Annotated in this window: 24 protein-coding genes and 1 riboswitch; of the genes, 7 read left to right on the forward strand and 17 right to left on the reverse strand. The window is 49.7% G+C overall.

Annotated features, from left to right (window positions below):
• Positions 1–19: 19 nt before the first annotated feature.
• The 5 genes from A3SI_RS02325 to A3SI_RS02340 form a co-directional block, all read right to left on the reverse strand.
• Positions 20–277 carry a hypothetical protein gene (locus A3SI_RS02325; protein ID WP_009053458.1) on the reverse strand — a complete coding sequence of 86 codons (258 nt, stop codon included), beginning with the start codon at positions 275–277 and terminating at the stop codon, positions 20–22.
• Positions 274–1,026, reverse strand: coding sequence for a hypothetical protein (locus A3SI_RS20025; RefSeq protein WP_238531558.1), 753 nt, complete (start codon positions 1,024–1,026; stop codon positions 274–276). The genes A3SI_RS02325 and A3SI_RS20025 overlap by 4 nt, the downstream gene beginning before the upstream one ends.
• 38 nt (positions 1,027–1,064) lie before the next feature.
• Entirely contained in the window at positions 1,065–1,448 is a 384-nt protein-coding gene (locus A3SI_RS20030; protein WP_238531559.1) for a hypothetical protein, read from the reverse strand.
• 259 nt (positions 1,449–1,707) lie between these two features.
• On the reverse strand, positions 1,708–2,115 hold the full coding sequence (locus A3SI_RS02335; protein ID WP_009053459.1) for a DUF779 domain-containing protein: 408 nt from the start codon (positions 2,113–2,115) through the stop codon (positions 1,708–1,710).
• A 28-nt stretch (positions 2,116–2,143) separates the two neighbouring features.
• Positions 2,144–3,670 carry an aldehyde dehydrogenase family protein gene (locus A3SI_RS02340; protein WP_040669853.1) on the reverse strand — a complete coding sequence of 509 codons (1,527 nt, stop codon included), beginning with the start codon at positions 3,668–3,670 and terminating at the stop codon, positions 2,144–2,146.
• 297 nt (positions 3,671–3,967) lie between these two features.
• Between A3SI_RS02340 and A3SI_RS02345 the strand changes: the two genes are divergently transcribed.
• Complete coding sequence (locus A3SI_RS02345; RefSeq protein ID WP_009053461.1) at positions 3,968–4,909, forward strand: AraC family transcriptional regulator; 942 nt, start codon at positions 3,968–3,970, stop codon at positions 4,907–4,909.
• A 256-nt stretch (positions 4,910–5,165) separates the two neighbouring features.
• Here the strand turns inward: A3SI_RS02345 and yidD are convergent, their stop codons facing one another.
• From yidD to A3SI_RS22060, 6 genes are all read right to left on the reverse strand, one after another.
• Positions 5,166–5,438: a membrane protein insertion efficiency factor YidD gene (gene yidD, locus A3SI_RS23090; RefSeq protein WP_009053462.1), complete on the reverse strand. Its 273-nt coding sequence runs from the start codon at positions 5,436–5,438 to the stop codon at positions 5,166–5,168.
• The gene (locus A3SI_RS02355) at positions 5,439–6,395 is read right to left on the reverse strand and encodes a CobW family GTP-binding protein (RefSeq protein WP_009053463.1); all 957 of its coding nucleotides are present in this window, start codon (positions 6,393–6,395) and stop codon (positions 5,439–5,441) included.
• A gap of 60 nt (positions 6,396–6,455) precedes the next feature.
• Positions 6,456–6,851 (reverse strand): acyl-CoA thioesterase, encoded by a 396-nt coding sequence (locus A3SI_RS02360; RefSeq protein WP_009053464.1) that lies wholly within the window; start codon positions 6,849–6,851, stop codon positions 6,456–6,458.
• Positions 6,848–7,009, reverse strand: coding sequence for a DUF5522 domain-containing protein (locus A3SI_RS19285; protein WP_162098405.1), 162 nt, complete (start codon positions 7,007–7,009; stop codon positions 6,848–6,850). Before A3SI_RS19285 ends, A3SI_RS02360 begins: the two co-directional genes overlap by 4 nt.
• A 118-nt stretch (positions 7,010–7,127) precedes the next feature.
• A riboswitch (cobalamin riboswitch) is annotated at positions 7,128–7,312 on the reverse strand.
• A 169-nt stretch (positions 7,313–7,481) separates the two neighbouring features.
• A complete protein-coding gene (locus A3SI_RS02375) occupies positions 7,482–9,512 on the reverse strand; it encodes an outer membrane beta-barrel family protein (RefSeq protein ID WP_009053466.1) in 2,031 nt (676 codons plus the stop codon).
• Entirely contained in the window at positions 9,500–9,979 is a 480-nt protein-coding gene (locus tag A3SI_RS22060) for a carboxypeptidase-like regulatory domain-containing protein (RefSeq protein WP_316929048.1), read from the reverse strand. The genes A3SI_RS02375 and A3SI_RS22060 overlap by 13 nt, the downstream gene beginning before the upstream one ends.
• Before the next feature lie 391 nt (positions 9,980–10,370).
• On the opposite strand from A3SI_RS22060, the gene A3SI_RS02380 reads away from it, so the two are divergent.
• From A3SI_RS02380 to A3SI_RS02400, 6 genes are all read left to right on the forward strand, one after another.
• Positions 10,371–11,459 (forward strand): sensor histidine kinase, encoded by a 1,089-nt coding sequence (locus A3SI_RS02380; protein ID WP_040669855.1) that lies wholly within the window; start codon positions 10,371–10,373, stop codon positions 11,457–11,459.
• Positions 11,456–12,013, forward strand: coding sequence for a LytR/AlgR family response regulator transcription factor (locus tag A3SI_RS02385; protein ID WP_316929049.1), 558 nt, complete (start codon positions 11,456–11,458; stop codon positions 12,011–12,013). The genes A3SI_RS02380 and A3SI_RS02385 overlap by 4 nt, the downstream gene beginning before the upstream one ends.
• A 14-nt stretch (positions 12,014–12,027) precedes the next feature.
• The gene (locus A3SI_RS22065; RefSeq protein WP_316929050.1) at positions 12,028–12,204 is read left to right on the forward strand and encodes a LytTR family DNA-binding domain-containing protein; all 177 of its coding nucleotides are present in this window, start codon (positions 12,028–12,030) and stop codon (positions 12,202–12,204) included.
• A gap of 101 nt (positions 12,205–12,305) precedes the next feature.
• Positions 12,306–12,782: a nucleoside deaminase gene (locus A3SI_RS02390; RefSeq protein WP_040669858.1), complete on the forward strand. Its 477-nt coding sequence runs from the start codon at positions 12,306–12,308 to the stop codon at positions 12,780–12,782.
• Between the two features lie 12 nt (positions 12,783–12,794).
• Entirely contained in the window at positions 12,795–13,337 is a 543-nt protein-coding gene (locus tag A3SI_RS02395) for a hypothetical protein (protein WP_009053470.1), read from the forward strand.
• A 216-nt stretch (positions 13,338–13,553) separates the two neighbouring features.
• On the forward strand, positions 13,554–14,816 hold the full coding sequence (locus A3SI_RS02400) for an NAD(P)/FAD-dependent oxidoreductase (protein WP_009053471.1): 1,263 nt from the start codon (positions 13,554–13,556) through the stop codon (positions 14,814–14,816).
• Between the two features lie 232 nt (positions 14,817–15,048).
• Here A3SI_RS02400 and A3SI_RS02405 read toward each other — a convergent pair whose 3' ends face one another.
• The 6 genes from A3SI_RS02405 to A3SI_RS02430 all read right to left on the reverse strand — a co-directional run bounded on the left by A3SI_RS02405 (position 15,049) and on the right by A3SI_RS02430 (position 20,119).
• Positions 15,049–16,455, reverse strand: a complete 1,407-nt coding sequence (locus A3SI_RS02405; protein ID WP_040669861.1) for a prealbumin-like fold domain-containing protein — start codon at positions 16,453–16,455, stop codon at positions 15,049–15,051.
• Positions 16,416–17,786: a hypothetical protein gene (locus tag A3SI_RS02410; protein ID WP_040669864.1), complete on the reverse strand. Its 1,371-nt coding sequence runs from the start codon at positions 17,784–17,786 to the stop codon at positions 16,416–16,418. The genes A3SI_RS02405 and A3SI_RS02410 overlap by 40 nt, the downstream gene beginning before the upstream one ends.
• Before the next feature lie 215 nt (positions 17,787–18,001).
• A complete protein-coding gene (locus tag A3SI_RS02415) occupies positions 18,002–18,526 on the reverse strand; it encodes a hypothetical protein (RefSeq protein ID WP_009053472.1) in 525 nt (174 codons plus the stop codon).
• Complete coding sequence (locus A3SI_RS02420; RefSeq protein WP_009053473.1) at positions 18,526–18,855, reverse strand: fimbrial biogenesis chaperone; 330 nt, start codon at positions 18,853–18,855, stop codon at positions 18,526–18,528. Before A3SI_RS02420 ends, A3SI_RS02415 begins: the two co-directional genes overlap by 1 nt.
• 9 nt (positions 18,856–18,864) lie before the next feature.
• Positions 18,865–19,473, reverse strand: coding sequence for a DUF4402 domain-containing protein (locus tag A3SI_RS02425; protein ID WP_009053474.1), 609 nt, complete (start codon positions 19,471–19,473; stop codon positions 18,865–18,867).
• Positions 19,474–19,732: 259 nt separating this feature from the next.
• Positions 19,733–20,119 carry a hypothetical protein gene (locus tag A3SI_RS02430; protein ID WP_009053475.1) on the reverse strand — a complete coding sequence of 129 codons (387 nt, stop codon included), beginning with the start codon at positions 20,117–20,119 and terminating at the stop codon, positions 19,733–19,735.
• Between the last annotated feature and the right edge of the window lie 15 nt (positions 20,120–20,134).

The raw sequence follows: 20,134 nt of genomic DNA on the forward strand, positions 1-20,134 counted from the left end.
CCATAATGAAGCTGCAGGCCTAAGCCAGGGATAGTGCCCGCTCTAAACTTACCCGAAAGGAGGGCCGGTCCGCATAATGGGCATTATAGGTGAGCAGGTGGCGCATGGCCTCCCCATCGAAAGGACCACTAAATCGCACCGGAGAAAGATCCCCATAATAGGTGCTAAAGCCACCCGAAAACCCCAGGCGCCAAGCGAAGTCGGCCTGCTGGGCGCTCGAAACGCGAGGAAGAAACAGAATCAGCAGACCTAATACAACATAGCTGCTTTTTCTCATCGCTTCTTCTGATTAAATCCTAACCATAAATTTAATTCCAAACTCAAGCCGACAAAGGGCTGCGCATACACATTCCCAGAGCCACCATTTTCCATATCGATCAGCACGGCTCCCGCATTAAAGCGCAGTACATTAAACGCTCGGTAACCGAGGCCTACATAGATCGGCAAATTCACGAAAGGCCCTGAAATCTGCATGCCTTCCGCCTCGAAATTCTGAACAAAAACCCCCGCAGAAAGGGAAGCATTTCCTAAAAACTTCGTAAACGTCGTATTACCAAGCGGCAAACTCAAGCCTACATAAGGACCATTAAAATATTGGGTGCTGCTCAGCGAGCGCCTCACGGCAAAAGCTCCATAACCCACATTCAGTGGCAGGCTGTTTTGCAGGCGCTCAGTAGGATAATTTCGGACGCTACGGATGTCCACTAAGGTCAGAAGACTCCGGCTGAGGTACTGCTCCAACTCATTTTCGACCAGATCGAACAGCTCCTCCATATAAGTAGCCGCATAGACGGCTTTGTCCTCATCCTTTTCCGTTCCACGCTCTGAACGAATGATATTAAAACGTGCCCTTCTGAGGCGGATTTTGTCTTTTTGTTCCAGCTTATGCTTCACCACATCCGAAAAACCCTGAAAATCGCGGTCTAAATAATGGCGATAATCCGTCAGGCCCTGCTCTACGATCGCATCCAGCTGCCGCATGATCACACGATCCGAACGAAAGGAACGAATCCCAGAAGCTGTCACCTCTAAATTGGCCTTCAGATAAGACCTTAGGTTTTCACTCAGCAGCCTTTTACCTCCTGCATGTCTTCTTCCGAGGCAAGCTCATAAAAGGCAAACTCGAAATCATAGCGCTCATTACTCTTTAATGGCTCCGACACGAATAGCTCATACTGATCCGTTCTGAAATCAAAGGCCGTTTTCCAGTTGTAGTACTGAGCGGTCGCTGTACGCCGATCACTAGGCTTGACCTTTACCTCCACGAAATGAATGTCCTTAGGCAAAGCACCTCGTATAAAAAATGCCTCCTCCGCAGGTAGCAGATTGCCTTCATTCAGGTCATTCTTGACCACATTAAAATTCACATTTGGGATTTGAGCGTGCAAAGTGGTGCTGACTAAAAAGATCGGCAGGGCCACACACAACAATTGGAAAATCTTCTTCATCTGATTTATTTTTCGTGAAAAAACGAATTACGTTAACAGAAATTAACAAATACCATTCCATTTCTGAGGGCAACCTCTAGTTCGAGGCGTCCACGAAGCAGAAAGGCTGGCTTTCTCACCTAACCCGTCCCTTAACAGAAAGTTCTTATTTATACCCGAAATGTTTACATACATCTTTCCCTCCATTGGCGCCGAGCGCCAAAAAAACGCCAAACAGGAGACCCATTTGGCGCTTTTTAATTACAATAAGTAAACTTGTCTAAACTGCAGAAAATGTATCTCCCGTCTTCACAGGCGGAAGACGCTCTAATTCTTCCATCGTAAACACACGCGAACGAATCAGAAAGCGTACCCCTAAAGGAATCTCTACTGAAAAACTACTTCCCCTCCCTGGCGTGACATCCAGAGTCAGCTGGGTATGTTTCCAGTATTCGAACTGGTCTGCACTCATAAAGAAATCGCAGCCATAAATCTCCTCTAACCACACATCGCTGCTGCCAATCTTAAAGTCGCCCTTCTCAAAGCACATCGGCGAGGAGCCATCGCAGCAGCCGCCACTCTGATGAAACATCAGTCCATCTGGATAGCGCTTACGCAGCGTATCGATCACCTCCATGGCGGCTTCTGTGATCAACACCCTGCGCAGGCGCGGCTCTTTTTCTTCCATCATCCTGTCTCAGGAAAAGGCCAGCGGCCTAGAAGAAGCCTAATTTATCCTTGCTGTAGGAAATCAGCATGTTTTTCGTCGCTCTGTAATGGTCAAGCATCATCAGGTGATTCTCTCTACCAAAACCGGACTTTTTATAGCCTCCAAAAGGAGCATGTGCCGGATATGCATGATAATTGTTGACCCATACACGACCTGCCTTGATGGCACGTGGCACAGTGTAAAGCTCATGTGCATCTCTGGACCAAAGCCCCGCTCCTAAGCCATACATGGTATCGTTGGCGATTTCGATCGCTTCTTCCACTGTCTTAAAGGTCGTTACCGAAGTTACAGGACCGAAAATCTCCTCTTGGAAGATACGCATCTTGTTATGCCCCTTAAAGATCGTCGGCTGGATATAATACCCCGTCTCTAATCCTGAGTTTAGGTTCATCGGACCACCGCCACACAGCACTTCCGCACCTTCCTGACGTCCGATGTCCAGGTAAGAAAGAATTTTTTCGTACTGATCGTTAGAAGCCTGCGCCCCCATCATCGTATCTTCTGCTAAAGGATGCCCCATTTTGATGGCTTTGGTACGCTCCACCACACGCTCCATGAATTTATCGTAGATGTCTTCATGCACGAGAATACGCGAAGGACAGGTACACACCTCCCCCTGGTTCAGTGCGAACATCACCGCACCCTCGATACACTTATCGAAGAAAGCATCATCCTCGTCCGCGATAGACTTCATGAAAATGTTTGGTGACTTACCTCCCAGCTCCATGGTTACAGGAACGAGGTTTTCAGACGCATACTGCATAATTAAACGCCCTGTAGTGGTCTCTCCCGTAAAGGACACCTTCGCCACGCGCGGGGAATTCGCTAAAGGCTTACCGGCCTCCGGCCCAAAGCCCGTTACTACGTTAATCACCCCAGGAGGAAGCACATCTGCTATCAGCTCCATCAGCACCATAATGCTGGTAGGCGTCTGCTCCGCCGGCTTTACTACTGTGGTACAACCTGCAGCCAGTGCGGGCGCGATTTTCCATGTAGCCATAAGTAGCGGGAAGTTCCAAGGGATAATTTGGCCCACCACACCTAATGGCTCTTTTAAAGCGATCGACACTGTATGCTCGTCATGCTCAGAAATCGTACTCTCATCCGCACGAATTACGCTGGCAAAATAACGGAAATGGTCGATGCATAAAGGCAAATCCGCTGCACGCGTTTCACGTAGCGCCTTGCCATTATCGATCGTCTCCACACGCGCCAGCATCTCTAAGTTGGCCTCCATAATATCGGCGATCTTATTTAACACGCGGCTACGTTCTGTAGGAGAGGTCTTAGACCAAGTCTTAAACGCCTCATGCGCCGCATCGAGTGCACGGTCGATATCCTCCTTGTTGCCGCGCGCAGCCTGAGAAAATGGCTTGCCATCTATAGGAGAAATATTGTCAAAATACTCCCCTCCAGCAGGAGCTACAAACTTACCCCCAATAAAATGATCGTAACGCGCTTTGATTTCCGGACGCTCCACCGGTGCCGTCTGTGATAATGTTTGTGTTGACATATGGATTCTTTGGTTATTTTGGTTTAGGTCAAATATCCCACATTATTCTTGTTAAAAATCCACCAAATCGATCATTGTATCCACCTGATCTGACATATGCCTTTTTTTCTTCCCCTTCGGCCTCACCGGGCCAAAAAAAAAACGCGACACCGGCCCGCTACTTCGCCGAAAAGGCCTTTTTCGCCACAGGAAGCGGCTAAGCCTAAAATCACCACAAGATAAGCGGCTAAAAACTTGATTTTTCGAAATAAAAACATTAAAATTAGTGGATTATATAGTAACCCAAAATACCCTTTTATGCAGCATGAATTCATCGCCGGAGTTCCTTGGAGAAACGAGCGTGACCTAAAAACGCTGGTTGAAAACCGCACGACTTTCACCCTAAATGATTGTGAATTAAATATATTCGAGACCTATAAAGAGGCGAAAGCCGTCAACTTGGTCTTCGGAGATCTCGTGCTCACTACCATGCTGAAAGGCAAAAAAGTCATGCATCTTTTCGACAAACCCGGCTTCGACTATGTTCCGGGAGAGTCGGTCATCGTCCCCCCAAATGAGGTCATGAAAATCGACTTCCCCGAAGCCGCCATCGATAGCCCCACACAGTGCATCGCCCTTTCGATCTCGAAAGAAATGATCGAAAACACCTTCCACATGCTAAATGAACGCTATCCCGAAAAAATGCTGACCCAAGACTGGGGGCTCGACCTCTCCTATTTTCACCTTAGTAATAATCAGGAGCTCAGCGAAATCATCAACCGCTTCATCCGCATCGGGGTAAAGGAGCGCTCAAAAGAAAAAGACCTTATCGCTAACCTGGCTCTTAAAGAGCTCCTCATTCGCCTCACCCAAACGCAGGCGCGCGAAATGCTGGAGATAACCTATAAGTCCCAAAGCAGCTCGAACCGCCTGGCCTTTATCCTCAGCTATATCCGCGAAAACATCCGCGAAAAACTGACCGTGGAGGAACTGAGCGAAAAAGCCTGCATGAGCACCGCCCATTTTTCCCGCTGCTTTAAACAGGAATTGGGGCTAAGCCCCAAAGAATTCATCCTAAAAGAACGCCTGAAATTAGCAAAAAACCTACTTAAGCTCGGTCAGCATCAAATTCAAGAAGTAGGCTTTATGTCTGGATTCCAAAACATCACCTACTTTATCCGTGCCTTTAAAAATGAATTTGGTCTCACACCCAAGCTGTATCAGCAACGACATACGGCAAGGCTGCTCGAAAACGATTGAAAATCAAAGGGAGCAGGATTTTTTTTTACAATTAATTACAAGCAAATTAGGTCGTTTGAGCAATTTTGTATAAGTTTAGAAAATTTTGGTAGCGTAAAAAGGACAGAAGTAAAACATTTACCAAAGTTTATATGGCTGAAGTCAGTTACAAATAAACCCACCTCAGGAGTCTTTTACGAAAGACTCCTTTTTTTTGGCTAAAAATTAAACCTGTTTTCGAAGCTTTTACATGAAAATCACTAAAACAGGTTAAAATTTAAACCAAATATTTTACTGCCCGCAAATAAAAAGAAAGGGTCACTTCTTTTTTGAGGGTTTTTCGGCACAGGATCATGCCCTGAAGTACCCCATGGATGGCAGCGAGCGATACGCTTAAGCCCCAGCCAAGTCCCACGAAAGGCCCCCACTCCTCTACTGCGCCCAACATATAATGCGAACAGGTAGGGCTATGCCGACAGTTAGGCCCCAGCACGGGGGAAATAAACCACTGATAGATTTTTACAGGCACTATGATGAGGTACTTGATCATTTACTCCGCTAACGCTTGGTCTAACATCCGCTGCATGGCCAGGCGCTCTAGGCCTTTGCCGATAAAAACGAGGGCACTTTGACGCGGCAGCGTCTCTGGCCAAGGCCCCATATCCACGAAGGTCAGCTTTTTCCCCGTGGACTGCAGGAGCCAGCGATGGGGCTGCCCCTGAATATCGACGAAACCCTTCACGCGATACAGCTGCGCATAACTCACAAAAAGCCGCATGCTCAGTACCGCGCTCAGCTTATCCCGATCGAAAGGCTGTTTAAAACCGAAAACCATGCTTTTCAAGCCCGGCGTGTGGGTTTCCTCCTCCGCTAAAGGCTGCAGGAGCAGACGCTCACGGGAGACTTCCTGTGTGAGAAACGTGTCGGGAACTTGCCCGTACCGGGCAAAAACATAAGAGGCAATCGGATTAATCCGCGCGAGCTGCTGCTGTACCTCCACCAAGTAATCCGGATGCACGGCGTCGCATTTATTGATAATAATACCATCAGCAGCGACTAACTGCCGCCCCGCCTCGACGGTTTCTTCTAAGCGATCTGCCACGTTCTCCGCATCAGCCAGCGCAATAATTTTTTCCAGATGGAAGTACTGCAGCACATCTTCCCGCTTGAAAATCGCACCCACCGTACCAGGATCCGCCACCCCAGAGGCCTCGATCACCAAGATATCCGGACGATTTTCAGGCTTGATCAGCTCGGCTAAGACCTCGATCAACTCATGGTCTAGGCTACAGCAGATACAGCCATTCGCGAGTTCATACACCTGATTAACGGCGGCACTTACTAAGGCGCCATCGATGGAGGTACTGCCGAACTCGTTCTCGATGACCACTACCCGCTTCCCCTCCCAGCGCTGCAAAAGCGTGTTCAGGAAAGTGGTTTTGCCACTCCCTAAAAAGCCGGTGAGTAGGTAAACAGGTATGCGCGGTAAAGGAGCTGCTGGATTCATAGAAGTGATTACTTGCAAATTTGTTGCAAAAATAAGAAAAAAACCGCCCTTATCCTATGCTTACAAGACGGAAATCGGTCTGCGGGCTTCATCCACGGCCACGAAGGTGAAGTTTCCGCGTATCGCCCGCTCCCTTTTCTCCGAGTACATCTCCTCGACGTAGATGCTCACCTCGATTTCCAGGCTGGTGCGTCCCACACGAATCACCTCCCCTACCAGCTCGATGATCGTGCCTGCTGGGATGGCATGGTTGAAATCGATTTTGCCCGTGGAAACCGTCACCACCTTCTTCCTACAGAAGCGCGTGGCCGCGATAAAGGCCACCTCATCCATCAGCTGCAGGGCGTTACCGCCGAAAAGCGTGTCGTAATGATTGGTCGTATTCGGGAAAACCGCCTTAAATAAAGACGTGCGAGCGGCAGTCTTGCGCTCTTCAAGTGTCGGTGCTGTGTTCATTTTGTGTAGGGACAGTGCCGGCAGCCATTGGTACAGCAGTACCCGCGAAGCAAGTGATACTTCTCCGTGAAAACCATGTAAGGTCCTTCGAAATAATAATGCTCGCCTTCTTTTAAGGCAGCGCGCGGGGGAAGCTTCGTCCCTTTTGTCTTCGGCATATTCCGTATGGATTAATGTCTGAAAAAAACCCAAACAGGAGACCATAAGCCAGAGACGACAGTTGTCCACACCCCTACAGGCAGGCACAAGCATCCTCCCCGACAAATTCCTCCGATTTTAGGGTGGCACGAACAGGCAGGTCTCCTGGCTCCTTCCGCTTTTATGGCCTTCCCATCCATATCGGGACAGTGGCATCTGCATAAAAGCCTTTTTGAAAGTTACAGTTTCGGGGAAAGCTCCGGATTCGCACCGGATTCCCTTTTCATTTTCCGAAAGGAAAAACCTAAACGTGTACACAAAGATACACTTATAAGCCAATAAATCCCCCGCTTGGTTCCCGGACTTTGCCCAAGGGGAAAAAAAAAGAAAAGCGCTAAGCCCAAGTGCTCATCGGCTAAACCGTATAAACGAAAAAAACCCCGACAGTGCCGGGGTCTTTTCGCATCACCTAAATAATCAAAAAATACGTGCTTATCGGCCACCTTCGCCACCACCGCCCACAGCACCTTCACTGCTGCTGCTGCCGGACTTTAAATCATCATTCGTCACCCCTCGACGCTTACGGCGTGAAGGCCCTTCGGTGCTCAACTTCCCAATGCGGTAAGAAAAGTTGATCTTAAAGTTCATATTACGCAGCCCTACGGTGGAGTTTTGCATGATCGTGGGCGTGCGCAGCTCATTTCGGATAATAAACTCCGAAGTGAAGAAGTTCTCCGCCCCGAATCCGATGCTTCCGCGGCGCTCATTAAACTGCTTGTTCAAGTTTAATCCGTATACGCCGAAACCACCGGCTGTTCCCTGCAGCTGTACCTGACGTCCGCGTGCAAAGGTAAATAGCTGAATCTGCCAGTCTTTCGGCAGGGTATAATTACCGAATAAGCGTCCGCTAAACACCCAGCCTGTGTTCGAAGCCGCAAATAGCGGGTCCTCCAAGCCATTATCCAGCATGGCATAGTAACCTTCAACACTTCCGTTCAAGCTGAATTTTCCAGACACCTGAATGTTACTGAAAATACTTAAACCGACGGCCTGCTCATTTCCGATATTTTCGAAAGTCGTGAAGATGATGTCGTCCGCCAGCGTGGTACGCACCGCCTGAATGGAACCCGTCGTGCTGCGGTAAAACGAAGAGAAGTTCAGAGAGCTGCCTTTAATGAACGTGCTGTAGCCGAGCTCAAAATTATCCGTCAATTCGGGATCCAGAAGTGGGTTCCCCTGAGAAATCTGCAGCGGGTTCGCATCGTCAATGTTCGGATTCAGGAAGTTTAGGGAAGGACGCTGGATGCGGCGGTTATAAGCTGCCTTAATCATATTGCCATTTTTTAACCTACGACCAATGTTCACTGAAGGCACAAAGGTCCCATAAGAAGGAATGTCTGCCTCCAACTCGGAATTCCGGAAATCTGCAGAAATCGTCGTGTACTCATAGCGCAAGCCTGCCTTCAAGGTGTAGTTAGTTAAAAAGGCCGTGGTGTAAGAGGCATAGGCCGCAGTCACGTTTTGATCATAGCGCAGCTCATTATTAAAATTAATGCCCTCGATCGGCTCAAATGGCCCCTCTCCCACAGAACGGAAGCGCTGGAAGTCCGAGGTCACCCGGCGCAGAATATTTTTCGCCCCATACTCTAAGATTTGCCCGGACTTTTTGCCCAGCGGGCTTACATAATCGAGCTGCACCGTAAATTCCTCGTTAATGCCCGAATTCTCGTTTTTTACGCGGCTCACGATATCGGTTAGCGTGCCGTTATACAGGGCCTGCACAAAATCATTTGTTCGATTATTCCGGCTGTAAAGACCGGAAATACTGAATTCCTTCTGCGGTTTTTCGAAGGTCTTCGTGTAGTTATAATTCACATCGATGTTATTCGATAAGTTATCCGTGCGCACATCTTGCACGATGCTGTTCTGAAGCATGTCCTCTAAAAAAGTATCCGAGCGCAGGCCATCCTGGAAGCTGCGGAAATCCCGCACACCGAAGCTGACCGAAGCCGTCATAAAGTTGTACTTGTCGATATCATAATCCCAGCCTAGATTATAGCGCCCGAATAGTCGGCTATTCCGCGTATCCGCCTGCTGCCGAATGGTGGCTGTCTCATTTCCTTCCGCATCACGCAGCATCTGTGTGTTGTCGAAGCTGCCTAGGATATTATAGCCTGCACGGCCAAAGCCACCCAGCGTCCAACTCATTTTGCCCCGCTTTAAACTGGCATTAACGCCCAAGTTGGAGCCCCGAAGACCAGCACTGGAGTTCACGTTCAGAGAAGCCCCCTGCAAGTTGTTTTTCTTCGTAATAATATTAATCACCCCACCAGTACCCTCAGCGTCGTATTTGGCCGAAGGCGACGTAATCACCTCCACCGTTTTAATTTCCTCTGCCGGAATCTGCTTGAGCGCCTCTGCGATATTCGTGGCCACGATCGCCGACTGCCTGCCATTAATCAAAACCAGGATATTTCCGCTCCCGCGCATGGAGACATTTCCATCTAAATCTACCGATAACATCGCACGCGACGTAAAACATCGGTAGCATCCCCACCGACGGTCGTCTTATCATTTTCCGCATTAAAAATGGTGCGGTCCACGCGCTCTTCGATCAGATTTCGCTGTCCCTGCACCACGACCTCATCCAGCTTCACCGCATCCTCTTGCAAGGCCAGCACCCCGAGGTTGACCTCCGGATTATCCGGCCCAACTAAAATTTCGCCCGAATTATACGTCTCATAGCCCAAGAGGCTTACCTGCACCGTATAGGCCCCTGCACGCACCCCGCTGATGATAAATTTTCCATCCAAATCCGCCACCGCACCGGCGATGGACTGCCCATCCTCCTTGCGGATTAGCGCTGCTGAAGCATAAGGAACCCCTTCTCCAGAGCCCCCCTCGGTGATGACCCCCGAAATGGTGTAGCTGGCACGGGAAGCGGCGCTACTCTGCTGTCCTGCCCCTTGGGCAAATAATCCCGCAGGCAAGCAAATCGCTGCCATAAAAAAGTAAAAGAAAATCTTTATAAACGAATGATAGTTGGGTCTTTGATTCATAGGAAGTAATTTTCGTCTCGAAGCATTAACACAAAGCTGAGGGATAAGTTGCGCTTTAAAAAATGAAGTAGACTGTTCGCCGTATTTAGCCGACGAATCCCTCCTTTTAGCAGACTAAATCCGCCCCTTGCGCGTCCTTGCGTCTTAAAGCCAAAAATGACCTATTCTGCCGATAGAAAAGCCGCGCTCAGCGATATTTTTGGGTTTTGCCGATGGAAAGTGTTTTATTTGTTGCCTATCGAAAAGGGCATTTCGGCCTTGGGCTCAGAAAGCCCTAAAAAAGGTTCCTTTGCGCCAGCGTCCCTCCCACGAAAACACCGCTATGGAAAGTTCCCTATCCGTTCCTACCCAAAAAAGCCGCCTGGTAAGTCTGCTCATCCATGTGCTGGGCTGGGCGTCCTTTGGTTTCGTGCTCTTCTTAGTTACGCCGCTCTCCTGGAAAGTGGAGCTACCTGATGCTTTCTGGGGCAAGCAGGCCTTTATCCTTCTGCTCCTGGTACTGGCCTTCTATTTTAATATGCTGTACCTGGTGCCCAAGCTGCTGTTTAGTAAGCATAACTACCTCTTTTTACTCCTCATCCTACTGGCAGGGGCTGGCTACCTAGGCTTGCTGCTCATTTACGATGACTGGGTGGACATGCAGCGGCAGATGCACGAGGCCTTCCGACCGGATGTGCCCTACACCCCGAAGCCACGGAATCTGTTTTACTTTATGAACAACCTGTGGATTTTCTTTTTGGCCGTAGGCACCAGTACCGCCGTAGCTGCCGTCCAAAAGTGGCAAAGCGACGAGCGTCAGCGCCGTGCCATGGAGCGGGAACGGGTGAATTCAGAGTTGAGTTACCTCAAAGCCCAGATCAATCCGCACTTCTTTTTCAACACCTTAAATAATATCTATGCCCTCACCAATATCGAGGTGGATCGGGCCAAGCAGGCGCTGCTCAAGCTCAGCCGCATGATGCGTTACGTGCTGTACGAGACCCAAAAGGATTTGACACCGCTGCAGAAGGAGATCGATTTCCTGCATGATTACATCGAGCTGATGCAGCTGCGCCTCACCGACAGCGTCACCGTGGAAATGGACATCACCCCGCTGGATCGGCATGCAACCATCGCGCCGATGCTGCTGCTTCCGCTGGTGGAAAACTGCTTTAAGCATGGCATCTCCACGAAGGAGCCCTGCACCATACGCATCAGCCTGGCACTCACGGAGGAGTCCCTTACGCTGCGGACCCAAAACCAGATTTTCACCGCCAACAAGGACACGCCTGAAGGCAAAGCCAGTGGCATCGGCATCGCCAATACCCGCCGCCGCCTGGAGCTCCTGTACCCCGATCGGTATAAGTTGACCCAGGAAACGCGGGAGGAGACCCAAACCTTTATCGCCACCCTAAGTCTGAAACTCTCATGAACATCTCCTGCTTGATCATCGACGACGAGCCTTTGGCCATCGGCCTGCTCGAAAGCTTCGTTCGTCAGACCAACTTTTTAAGCCTGAAGAAGACCTTTTCAAACGCGGTGGAGGCCCTCACCTACCTGAATCAGGAGGCGGTGGATCTGGTCTTCTTAGACATTCAGATGCCCGAGCTGAGCGGGATGGAACTGGCCCGGCTGCTGGATGCGAAGCCTACCGGCCAAAAGCCCAAAATTATCTTCACCACGGCCTATAATGAATTTGCGGTGGAAGGCTATAAGGTGGAAGCCATCGACTACCTCTTGAAGCCCTTCAGCTACGAGGAATTTCATCGCGCGGCAGGGAAGGTATACCAGTATTTCGAGGAGCGGGAGGCGGCCGCTGCGCAGGCCAAAGGTGCCGCTGCTGTGCCCGCATCTCCGGATTATATCTTCCTGAAAGTGGAGTATCAGGTCCTAAAGGTCAACAAATCCTCTATCACTCATATCGAGGCCTATAAGGATTATGTAAAAGTACATCTAAAGGAAAAAGCCGCCCAATATTGTCCTTGACCAGCATGAAAAACATGGAGGATTTACTCTGTCAGGATAATTTTATGCGCATCCATCGCTCCACCATTTTAAATTTAGACCATATCGATGCGGTCTCGAAGAATACCGTGCATGTGGGCGAGCACCGCCTCCCTGTGTCCGATCTCTACAAAGAAGCTTTTATGGATTTCCTGACAAAGTGGATGGGTTAGTCGAACAAAAAGGGCACTTTTCCCGTATAAGTAGTATATAAATTTTGTAACCTATACCACAGGTTTTAAACCCTTTTTATCACCTTATATTCGCTTCGCACATGGAAAAGACTCATGCGTACTTCTTGGAGAAGGCGATCGCCCTGTCGAAAACCGGCATGGAAGCCGGTAAGGGAGGCCCTTTCGGATGTGTCATCGTAAAGGATGGGGAGATCATCGGCGAGGGATCGAATTCGGTTCTCGACCAGCTCGACCCCACAGCCCATGCAGAGGTGGTGGCCATCCGTGCCGCCTGCAGGCATCTCCAAAGCTTCCAACTGGAAGGCTGTACCCTGTACACCTCCTGTGAGCCCTGCCCGATGTGCCTCGGCGCTATTTACTGGGCCCGCCCGGAAGCCGTGTACTACGCGAATACGAAAGCGGATGCAGCAGCCATCGGGTTCGACGATCAGTTTATCTATGAGGAGCTGGATAAACCGCATGAAGGTCGAAAAATCCCATTTAAGCGTTTAGCTTTGCCGCAGGCAGGAGAAGCCTTCCGTGCCTGGGCAGAAAAAGAAGATAAAAAAGTATATTAAATAACCATAAAAATGAAAACGACCATTTTAAGTGTAGGAGTATCTGTAGTTTTGCTTTTCGCCTGCGGCAAAGAAATGTCCGTAGAAGAGCGTTTCGTGTATGAAGGAAACAAAATAGTCGATGTAGAAACCGGCGATGAATATGTCATGGTGGATAATGAAGAGGTTTTCGTCGTCACCCATGAGGATGGTACGAAAGAAGAAATCCCCGTGACGGAAACACCTTTTTACGAGTCCGTGCTCACAGATGACTATATCAATGCCTGGAAAGAAGACCTCGCCAAGCAGGAGGAAGCCCTTCTGACGGAGAAGAAAAATATGTTGCGCGCCGCACGTGCTGAGCGCTACGCCCAGTACGACGATGATGCCCTCCTGAAGGCCTTCCAGAAAGCACATAAGGAGGAGGCTGACCTGAGCAGGCAGTTAGACCTCATGGGAGAGCTGATAGCCCGTGGCGTAGTTTCTGAAGACGAGGCCCCTGAGCTTTTAGAGATCGAAGAGCCGATTTTGGATTTTGATATCGAGCTGGAAGAGCCGGTGGAGGATCCCGTATAAAAAATGCATGAATTTCTTGTAAACAGCTTTTGGCCTAGGGCCAAAGTGTTATAAACGCATCGATAAAGGATAAGAAGGACCTTCTTATCCTTTTTTTATGTCCGAAAAAAGTACGATTTCTCAAAACAAAAACCTGAAGGTGACCTTTGTCACAAGAAAAGCAAATGAAAACTGGGATATTTAGGAAATTAAGTACAATTAAATAACCCAGAAACCATGAAGCATGCACAAGTTCTTATCATCGGTGGTGGTACTGCCGGTATAACCGTAGCCGCACAGCTTAAACAAAAGGACAAAAATCTCCAGATCGCTATCTTGGAGCCTTCGTCCAAGCATTATTATCAACCTGCATGGACTTTAGTCGGTGCTGGAGCCTTCGACTTTAAAGCCACAGAGCGCGAGACAGCTGCTTACATCCCCAAAGGGGTGACGTGGATTCAAGATAAAGCCACTACCATTCATCCTGAAAAAAATACCGTCGTAACCGACGCTTCTGGCGACCTGACGTATGACTATCTCGTGGTAGCTCCCGGTCTGGTGATGGCGCCTGAACTGCTACCTGGGCTCACAGAGGCCCTCGGGAAAGACGTGGTCTGTTCGAACTATACGGACCCTGAGCACTCTTGGGAAGTAATCCGCAAGTTTAAAGGCGGCAATGCTGTCTTCACCCAGCCCACCACACCGATAAAATGCGGTGGCGCTCCCCAGAAAATCATGTACCTCGCCGAGGAGCATTTCCGAAAGGCAGGTATCCGAAATAAAACGAATGTGGTATTTGCCACACCAGGATCAGTGATATTCGGCGTAAAGGACTTTGCCCGCACACTGAATAAAATTATTCTAGAACGGGATATCATCCTGAAAACCTTCTATGCACCCACCAAGATAGATGGACCTAACCGAGAAATCTATTTCCGCTATGCACAGCCCGGTGACAACAACTGCGTACTTACGGAGGATAACCGCATCGGAGAAAATATCATCGGAGACTCGGAGATCAAGCTTTCTTTCGATATGCTTCACTTAGCACCGCCCCAGCAGGCGCCAGAATTCGTGCGTAAATCTCAGGTTTCCGCGCAGGATGGCCCAAGTAAAGGGTGGATCGATGTGAATATCAATACCCTGCAGCATGCTCGCTTTGCGAATATCTTCTCCCTGGGAGATGTAGCAGCCTTGCCTACGGCAAAAACAGGTGCTGCCATTCGGAAGCAGGCGCCTGTGGTGGTGGAAAACTTACTGCAGCTCATCAAAACCGAGAAAATGGGGACTGCCAGCTATGAAGGCTACTCTTCTTGTCCACTGGTGACCGGCTACAGTAAAATGGTCCTGGCGGAGTTCAAGTATGATAATGTGCGGGACTCTGATCCTCTTATCTCGAAATTCGTTGACACGACGAAGGAGCAGTACAGCATGTGGCTCCTGAAAAAATATGGCCTCCCCTTCATGTATTGGAACATGATGCTTCGTGGGAAAGCCTAAAACATGAATTGATTCTTGTAAACCGGGGAATCCCGTTTTCATGAAACGGGATTCCCTCCACCAAAATGGAAATAACTTCTGTCCTATACATTACGTTACCCGTTACGAAGTCTTTTATCGGTAAGTTCCGGCACTACAACCAGCCAAAACATCAATTAACCACACGGCTTGCGCGTGAAGACTTTTCCCCGCTTTTTTTAAGGCGGGGATTTTTTTACCCCTAGATCCCACATTAGAACTTGGCTTCGATCTTTTTAATCAAGGCCTCGCGCTCGGGGCTTGGGATGAGCAGATGCGCCTCTCGTGCGAGATTCCAAGCATTTTCAAAATCTTTACGTGCATAGGCAGCTTCCGCCTCCTCCGTAAGTCGATGTACACGCAGGCGCAGCTCACGCGGATAACGCGACTCTTCCTCCTTATCGCTCGGGACTAGCTCCACACGAAGGCCCTCGACGAAGTCTCCATCCGCCAACGCCCGAATCGTAAAGACTGCGTTAGAGTTGGCCTCATCGAAAACCCGCATCATGTAGGCCAGCTGCTGCTCATCTGGGCGCAGTCGATAGGTTCCTGGGCGCAGGTTATAGGTATAAAAAGTGCCATCGGAGAAGGTCTTTAGCGTTTCTGTTAGCTCCCAGCGCAACCCGATTTCTTCATCTTCGACCGCGCGCTCCACCTTCAGGCGCATTCCCCCTTTTCCTTGTAAAGTACCCCGCTCTTCATTTAGCAAGACCCCTTCGATCACCCCCGTCCGGTAGAGCGGAATATCGATGAGCTGTATATGATTCGGCGGTGCGATAAAAGCAAATCCATCTTGCAGCGCCGCCAGTGTCGGATCTGAAAAAAACTTTTGATCCAGCGTCACCTGATACTTCCAGTAGCTTTGCAGCTGGGTGACACGCAGGATCCCGTCCTTGCCCAGCGCCGCATTAGCGGAAAGATCTAAGCGAATACCCTTAGCAGGCACCAGCTCCTCCCCTTCATCGTAAACGCCATTTTCATTGTCATCGATAAACATGCGGAAGGCCGCACCCGAAAGACCGATTTGTTCACGATTCGTGAAAAAAGGCTGCCTGTTACTCGGATCATAGGCCACAGAACCAAACACACTGGTAGAAGTGGCCACCTGCTTGCCACGGACGGTACTCTGGTTGATAAAACGCAGCGGTGTAAAATCATAGAAGAAACTCAGTTGCCAGAGGTTTGTGCCAGAAGCCACCTGCCGGTCATAATTGAGGTTCAGGCGAGCCCGCTTGAAAAGCGTCTGAGAAAGGGAAGCGCTCACATTCAGCGGCGTCCTATCGTCTACGCTGTAAATGATTTGTCCCCGAAGAAACATGCCTCGCACGAAAACAGGGAAGCCCGGAAGACGGGGCAGCGTATAGGTCAGGGAGGAGTTGATCAAATGCCGCGACATCCTACCGCCTGTTTCCATGCCCAGCCCGATGCCTCGATAGCCGACACGCCCGATGACCCGGCCCACACGGCTATTAAAATCAGCATTAATCCCTGTGGCATGATCCCCTAAAGGACGCCAGAAACGATTCGCTCCTAAGCGAATGCCCGACTGCTGCTTGCCAATTAAAAACGGATAAAAACCATTTACATTGGACTCGCGCAGGAGTCCGCCCGGATTAAACATCGACTGCCATCGTACTCGGTAAACTGAAAATTGATGCTGGCATTCGAGGCGTAAAACACCGAAGCAGCCGCCTGATACAAGCGCCCCGGCTGCACGTCCACATTCAGCAAGTACTGATCGAGAATCCGCGCCGAAAAGCCCGCATAGGGATTCATTTGTTGGCCTAAAGTATCCAGATTAGCCTCTGTCCCCACCCGAAACGTCAGGTGATCCCGCACCCCATAGGAAAGCACTGAGCTAAACCCGAGGCGATCGGTAAAGGCTAAGGTCTGTGGATCCTGGAGAAAGCCGCTTTGCACATTATAGGACAGGAAGCCTTTCGGCAAAAAGTTAAAGGGAATCTGAATCTGCCGCTCTTCGGTGAACACCTCCCCCTGTGGCGTAAAGAACCGCAGCAGCACGCGCACGGAACCGTAGGTCAGCGGCATGTCAAATTTAAAATACCCATCCTCCTGGGCGCGCTCGAAAGCGATGAGCTGCCCATTCACAAATAGCTCCACCTCAGCATCAGGCTCAGTAAAGCCATCGACCAGGTAGGTCCCAAAATTAAGTCGTGGAATAACTGGATCATTGGAAACCGAGAATCCCAGTAACTGCGCGGACGTAATACCAGTAGTCGGAATAATTCCCAGGCTGGCCGTGGCGATTTCCACATTATCATCGGGGCGCATGCCGCCTTCGAACACATAGCGCCAGCGGGCCTGCTGCAGAAAGCCCCGCATGCCCTGATCGCCCTGAAAGCCAGAAGCCCCCAGAAGGACATCGCCACCTAAAAGCTCCGCCCCAAAACCCAGGCGTGCAAAATTCAAGAAACCATCTGTACTGATGGTGGAGACGACCTGATAATCCACCATTCCCCCACGAAAACCATCACGGCGTAAGGGGTGGGTCAGGGCATATTCCTCCTTTTTCTTTTGCCCCAGCTGCCCCAGCCTGCGGTCCCGCTCCGCATCACGCTGCCGCTTCTGAAGCACGGGTAGCGCGCGCTGTGCATTCAGGGAAAGCTGTAAGCTGAGTGGATTCACGGTAAACACCAAGCCAAAATGCTGCTCAAAGCGCGCTGGATTCAGGTAAAAGTCCGTTTCTCCCATGAATACTTCCGCAGCTTCGAGCGCATGGGTCTGCCCCTCCACCCAGATCGTCTGGCCGACAGGGTCTATCCTCCACGTGGGCTCCCACTGCTCGAATCCCCCCTGAATACCGAAGCCTTCCGGCATGCGCTCATAGTAAAAACCGAGGAGATTAAACAGTTCACCCACCGGCAGGAGCACCCGCTCCCCCTTAAATTGGGCGGAGATGTAATAACTCCCTACCCCAGGATAGGTAAACACGAGCAGCGTCTCCTCATAGCTGTCTGTTTGGATACGCTGGCTTGCGCCAAAGGGGAAAAAAGCAGGCCTAAAGTGGCGTGGAGTACAAACAAGACTAGTCCAAAAAAATACTTTTTGGACTTATTCGAGTAATAAATATTACTTTTTAAGTATTTATAGAATAAATACAAGGGAGTCTTGTCAAGAAAAAAGAGGGGAATTCGCGAGGAATTAGCTTAGCGCAGCTGCACCTGATCTTCTAAAACGAGCGGTTGTGCCAGTTGCACGATATTCCGTCGTTCCATGTCAGAGCGCTGCGACTCGAGTTGCACCACTACACGATAGCGCGCACTGCGGCTAAGGGATAGGGTTTCCGGAAGGCTGATGCTGACATTTCGGGTACCGGAGAAATAGAGCGCCTGGGTAGATGCGAACTCATGGAGTAGCGCATCCGAGGCATCCCGTAGCTGCACCTTCATGGAACCTAAAAAAGGCGCCGGACCCTCCACTTGGAAGGACTGCCGCAGTTTTAGTCTCCGCGCCTCCACATCCAGTTCTACAGCCTCATTTTCGACTGTTAGTTGGATTTCAGGGTTTCCACGCTTGTAAAAAACGGGAATAACCTGATCGAAGCGGAAGGAAAGTCGGGTCACGATTTCTTCTGTAGCTTGTTCACCCACTTCGGCTGCCTGAGGGACGGAGGAAACCTTCACACGGGTAAAGTAGAGTCCATCTCCTGTGCTGGCGGGAGGGCGAGCCATCACGCGTACGGTTTGCTGCTGGCGTGGGGGATAACCAATGCGCGGGGAAATGCCCGCACATTGTTATCCAAAGCCAATACCTGATTTGTCGCCTCTTCGTACCGCATGCGCATCTCTCCATTTTCATCGTAGTACGGATATCCGAACTGAAAGGAAACGGTCACCTCCATCGGCTCATCTGCCGTATTCGAGAGAAACAAGCTCCCCACACCACTCTGATCTAAGAAAACAGAGGTCGGGGCTATGGAGATTTGGGCAAGGGTTTCATTAGACAGAAGATGCCCTAGTAAAAAGAAGATTAGACAAAATCTGGAAAATAATTTGACCATCTCAGGGCCTTAATTATAATCTGCTGTCAATGTTATAGTACCTTCGTATCTTCCTACAGGAGCACCCACGGGCACTTCAATGGTTGCACCTATTCTCACCCAAAATCCAGGTGCATTGTCTGGACCTATTTGCGAATCCTCGAGATTTATTACAGTACTTGGCCCTGGTGTAAAAGTAGAACCGCCACCTTCAACTGCATCCACAGGAGCATCACCACCCAAGACTACTCCACTAAAAAGGCCTGCAGTAAAGGTATTTATATCGATGAATTCAGTTCCTGGCCCATCTATGATTAGAGATCCTGGCAGATCAAAAGATAAATTTATTTGTGTGTCTGGAGAAGCACGTACCCCGAAAGCACCAGACGTAACACCATCATTAGAGGCAACAAAGGAGCCCAATGAGGTAGCGGGACCGTCGACCGGCACAGTTTTTACTTCACCAGCTAAAACAATTCCAAAGTCAAGATTTCTCTCAAAACCTGGCCCACCTACTTCCAACTGGTCTAAAACTCTAGCTATACCAAGAATTTGGCTTTGATTAGTCTGCGCCCTAGCGCCGAATGAGAGCAAACTTGCTGCTACAGCAAGAATCGCGAATGTAAAGATCGTTTTCATATGGTTCATTTAAATACATTGCAATATACTCGCTTCCTCCCAATTCTGTTACCCCCCTCCTTCAACTAATGCAACAATAGTCAAAAAATGTAACCTAATGACTGACTTTTGTCAGGATTATGCCGATTTTTGTTACCGAAAAAAATAATAGAAATAGAACGAATCAAATATTTTTTTTTTACCTAAAAGTACTTGCGAAAATTCGCTGAGAAATTTTCCAAACCACTCAAATAACCGAACCCCCATACATCCAAAAAAATCAAGGAATTTCGATAAGCACCCGCGCAGCGCGGCCGTAAGGAAGTCCAATAAATGCAAAAAAAGAAAAACGCTCGGGAAGCCGATCGCGAAGTAAAAGAGGGCCTGCATCCAAGCGTAAAAGTTGAGGTCCCTCATCCAAAACCAGCGCCTCCGCCGTGTCAAAAGAGCCGGAAGGCAAAAAGCGTACAGGGTGCTGATAGCCTGCCTCTTCTGTCCCCTCCCCATACTCCACTAGCAGCAGAACATCGATGTTTTCCTGCGCCAACACCCGGTACCAAGCGTACTCTCCCGCCGCGATGGCGGGGTTGCCCGAAAGCTCAGGGCTGTACTGCAGCAGCAAGGAGGCGGGCAACTCGATCTCCACATTGACCCACTGTGCCGGCACAAAATGGCTGCCAGC

This window comes from Nitritalea halalkaliphila LW7 (assembly GCF_000265075.1).
GTDB classification, from domain to species: domain Bacteria; phylum Bacteroidota; class Bacteroidia; order Cytophagales; family Cyclobacteriaceae; genus Nitritalea; species Nitritalea halalkaliphila.

Excerpts from the sequence above, each read along its gene's own strand:
- A3SI_RS02325 (WP_009053458.1), bottom strand. The coding sequence starts at position 277 with ATGAGAAAAAGCAGCTATGTTGTATTAGGTCTGCTGATTCTGTTTCTT.
- A3SI_RS20030 (WP_238531559.1), bottom strand. The coding sequence starts at position 1,448 with ATGAAGAAGATTTTCCAATTGTTGTGTGTGGCCCTGCCGATCTTTTTA.
- A3SI_RS02335 (WP_009053459.1), bottom strand. The coding sequence starts at position 2,115 with ATGGAAGAAAAAGAGCCGCGCCTGCGCAGGGTGTTGATCACAGAAGCC.
- A3SI_RS02340 (WP_040669853.1), bottom strand. The coding sequence starts at position 3,670 with ATGTCAACACAAACATTATCACAGACGGCACCGGTGGAGCGTCCGGAA.
- A3SI_RS02345 (WP_009053461.1), top strand. The coding sequence starts at position 3,968 with ATGCAGCATGAATTCATCGCCGGAGTTCCTTGGAGAAACGAGCGTGAC.
- yidD (WP_009053462.1), bottom strand. The coding sequence starts at position 5,438 with ATGATCAAGTACCTCATCATAGTGCCTGTAAAAATCTATCAGTGGTTT.
- A3SI_RS02355 (WP_009053463.1), bottom strand. The coding sequence starts at position 6,395 with ATGAATCCAGCAGCTCCTTTACCGCGCATACCTGTTTACCTACTCACC.
- A3SI_RS02360 (WP_009053464.1), bottom strand. The coding sequence starts at position 6,851 with ATGAACACAGCACCGACACTTGAAGAGCGCAAGACTGCCGCTCGCACG.
- A3SI_RS19285 (WP_162098405.1), bottom strand. The coding sequence starts at position 7,009 with ATGCCGAAGACAAAAGGGACGAAGCTTCCCCCGCGCGCTGCCTTAAAA.
- A3SI_RS02375 (WP_009053466.1), bottom strand. The coding sequence starts at position 9,512 with ATGTTATCGGTAGATTTAGATGGAAATGTCTCCATGCGCGGGAGCGGA.
- A3SI_RS02380 (WP_040669855.1), top strand. The coding sequence starts at position 10,371 with ATGGAAAGTTCCCTATCCGTTCCTACCCAAAAAAGCCGCCTGGTAAGT.
- A3SI_RS02385 (WP_316929049.1), top strand. The coding sequence starts at position 11,456 with ATGAACATCTCCTGCTTGATCATCGACGACGAGCCTTTGGCCATCGGC.
- A3SI_RS22065 (WP_316929050.1), top strand. The coding sequence starts at position 12,028 with ATGGAGGATTTACTCTGTCAGGATAATTTTATGCGCATCCATCGCTCC.
- A3SI_RS02390 (WP_040669858.1), top strand. The coding sequence starts at position 12,306 with ATGGAAAAGACTCATGCGTACTTCTTGGAGAAGGCGATCGCCCTGTCG.
- A3SI_RS02395 (WP_009053470.1), top strand. The coding sequence starts at position 12,795 with ATGAAAACGACCATTTTAAGTGTAGGAGTATCTGTAGTTTTGCTTTTC.
- A3SI_RS02400 (WP_009053471.1), top strand. The coding sequence starts at position 13,554 with ATGAAGCATGCACAAGTTCTTATCATCGGTGGTGGTACTGCCGGTATA.
- A3SI_RS02405 (WP_040669861.1), bottom strand. The coding sequence starts at position 16,455 with ATGTTTAATCCGGGCGGACTCCTGCGCGAGTCCAATGTAAATGGTTTT.
- A3SI_RS02415 (WP_009053472.1), bottom strand. The coding sequence starts at position 18,526 with ATGGCTCGCCCTCCCGCCAGCACAGGAGATGGACTCTACTTTACCCGT.
- A3SI_RS02420 (WP_009053473.1), bottom strand. The coding sequence starts at position 18,855 with ATGGTCAAATTATTTTCCAGATTTTGTCTAATCTTCTTTTTACTAGGG.
- A3SI_RS02425 (WP_009053474.1), bottom strand. The coding sequence starts at position 19,473 with ATGAAAACGATCTTTACATTCGCGATTCTTGCTGTAGCAGCAAGTTTG.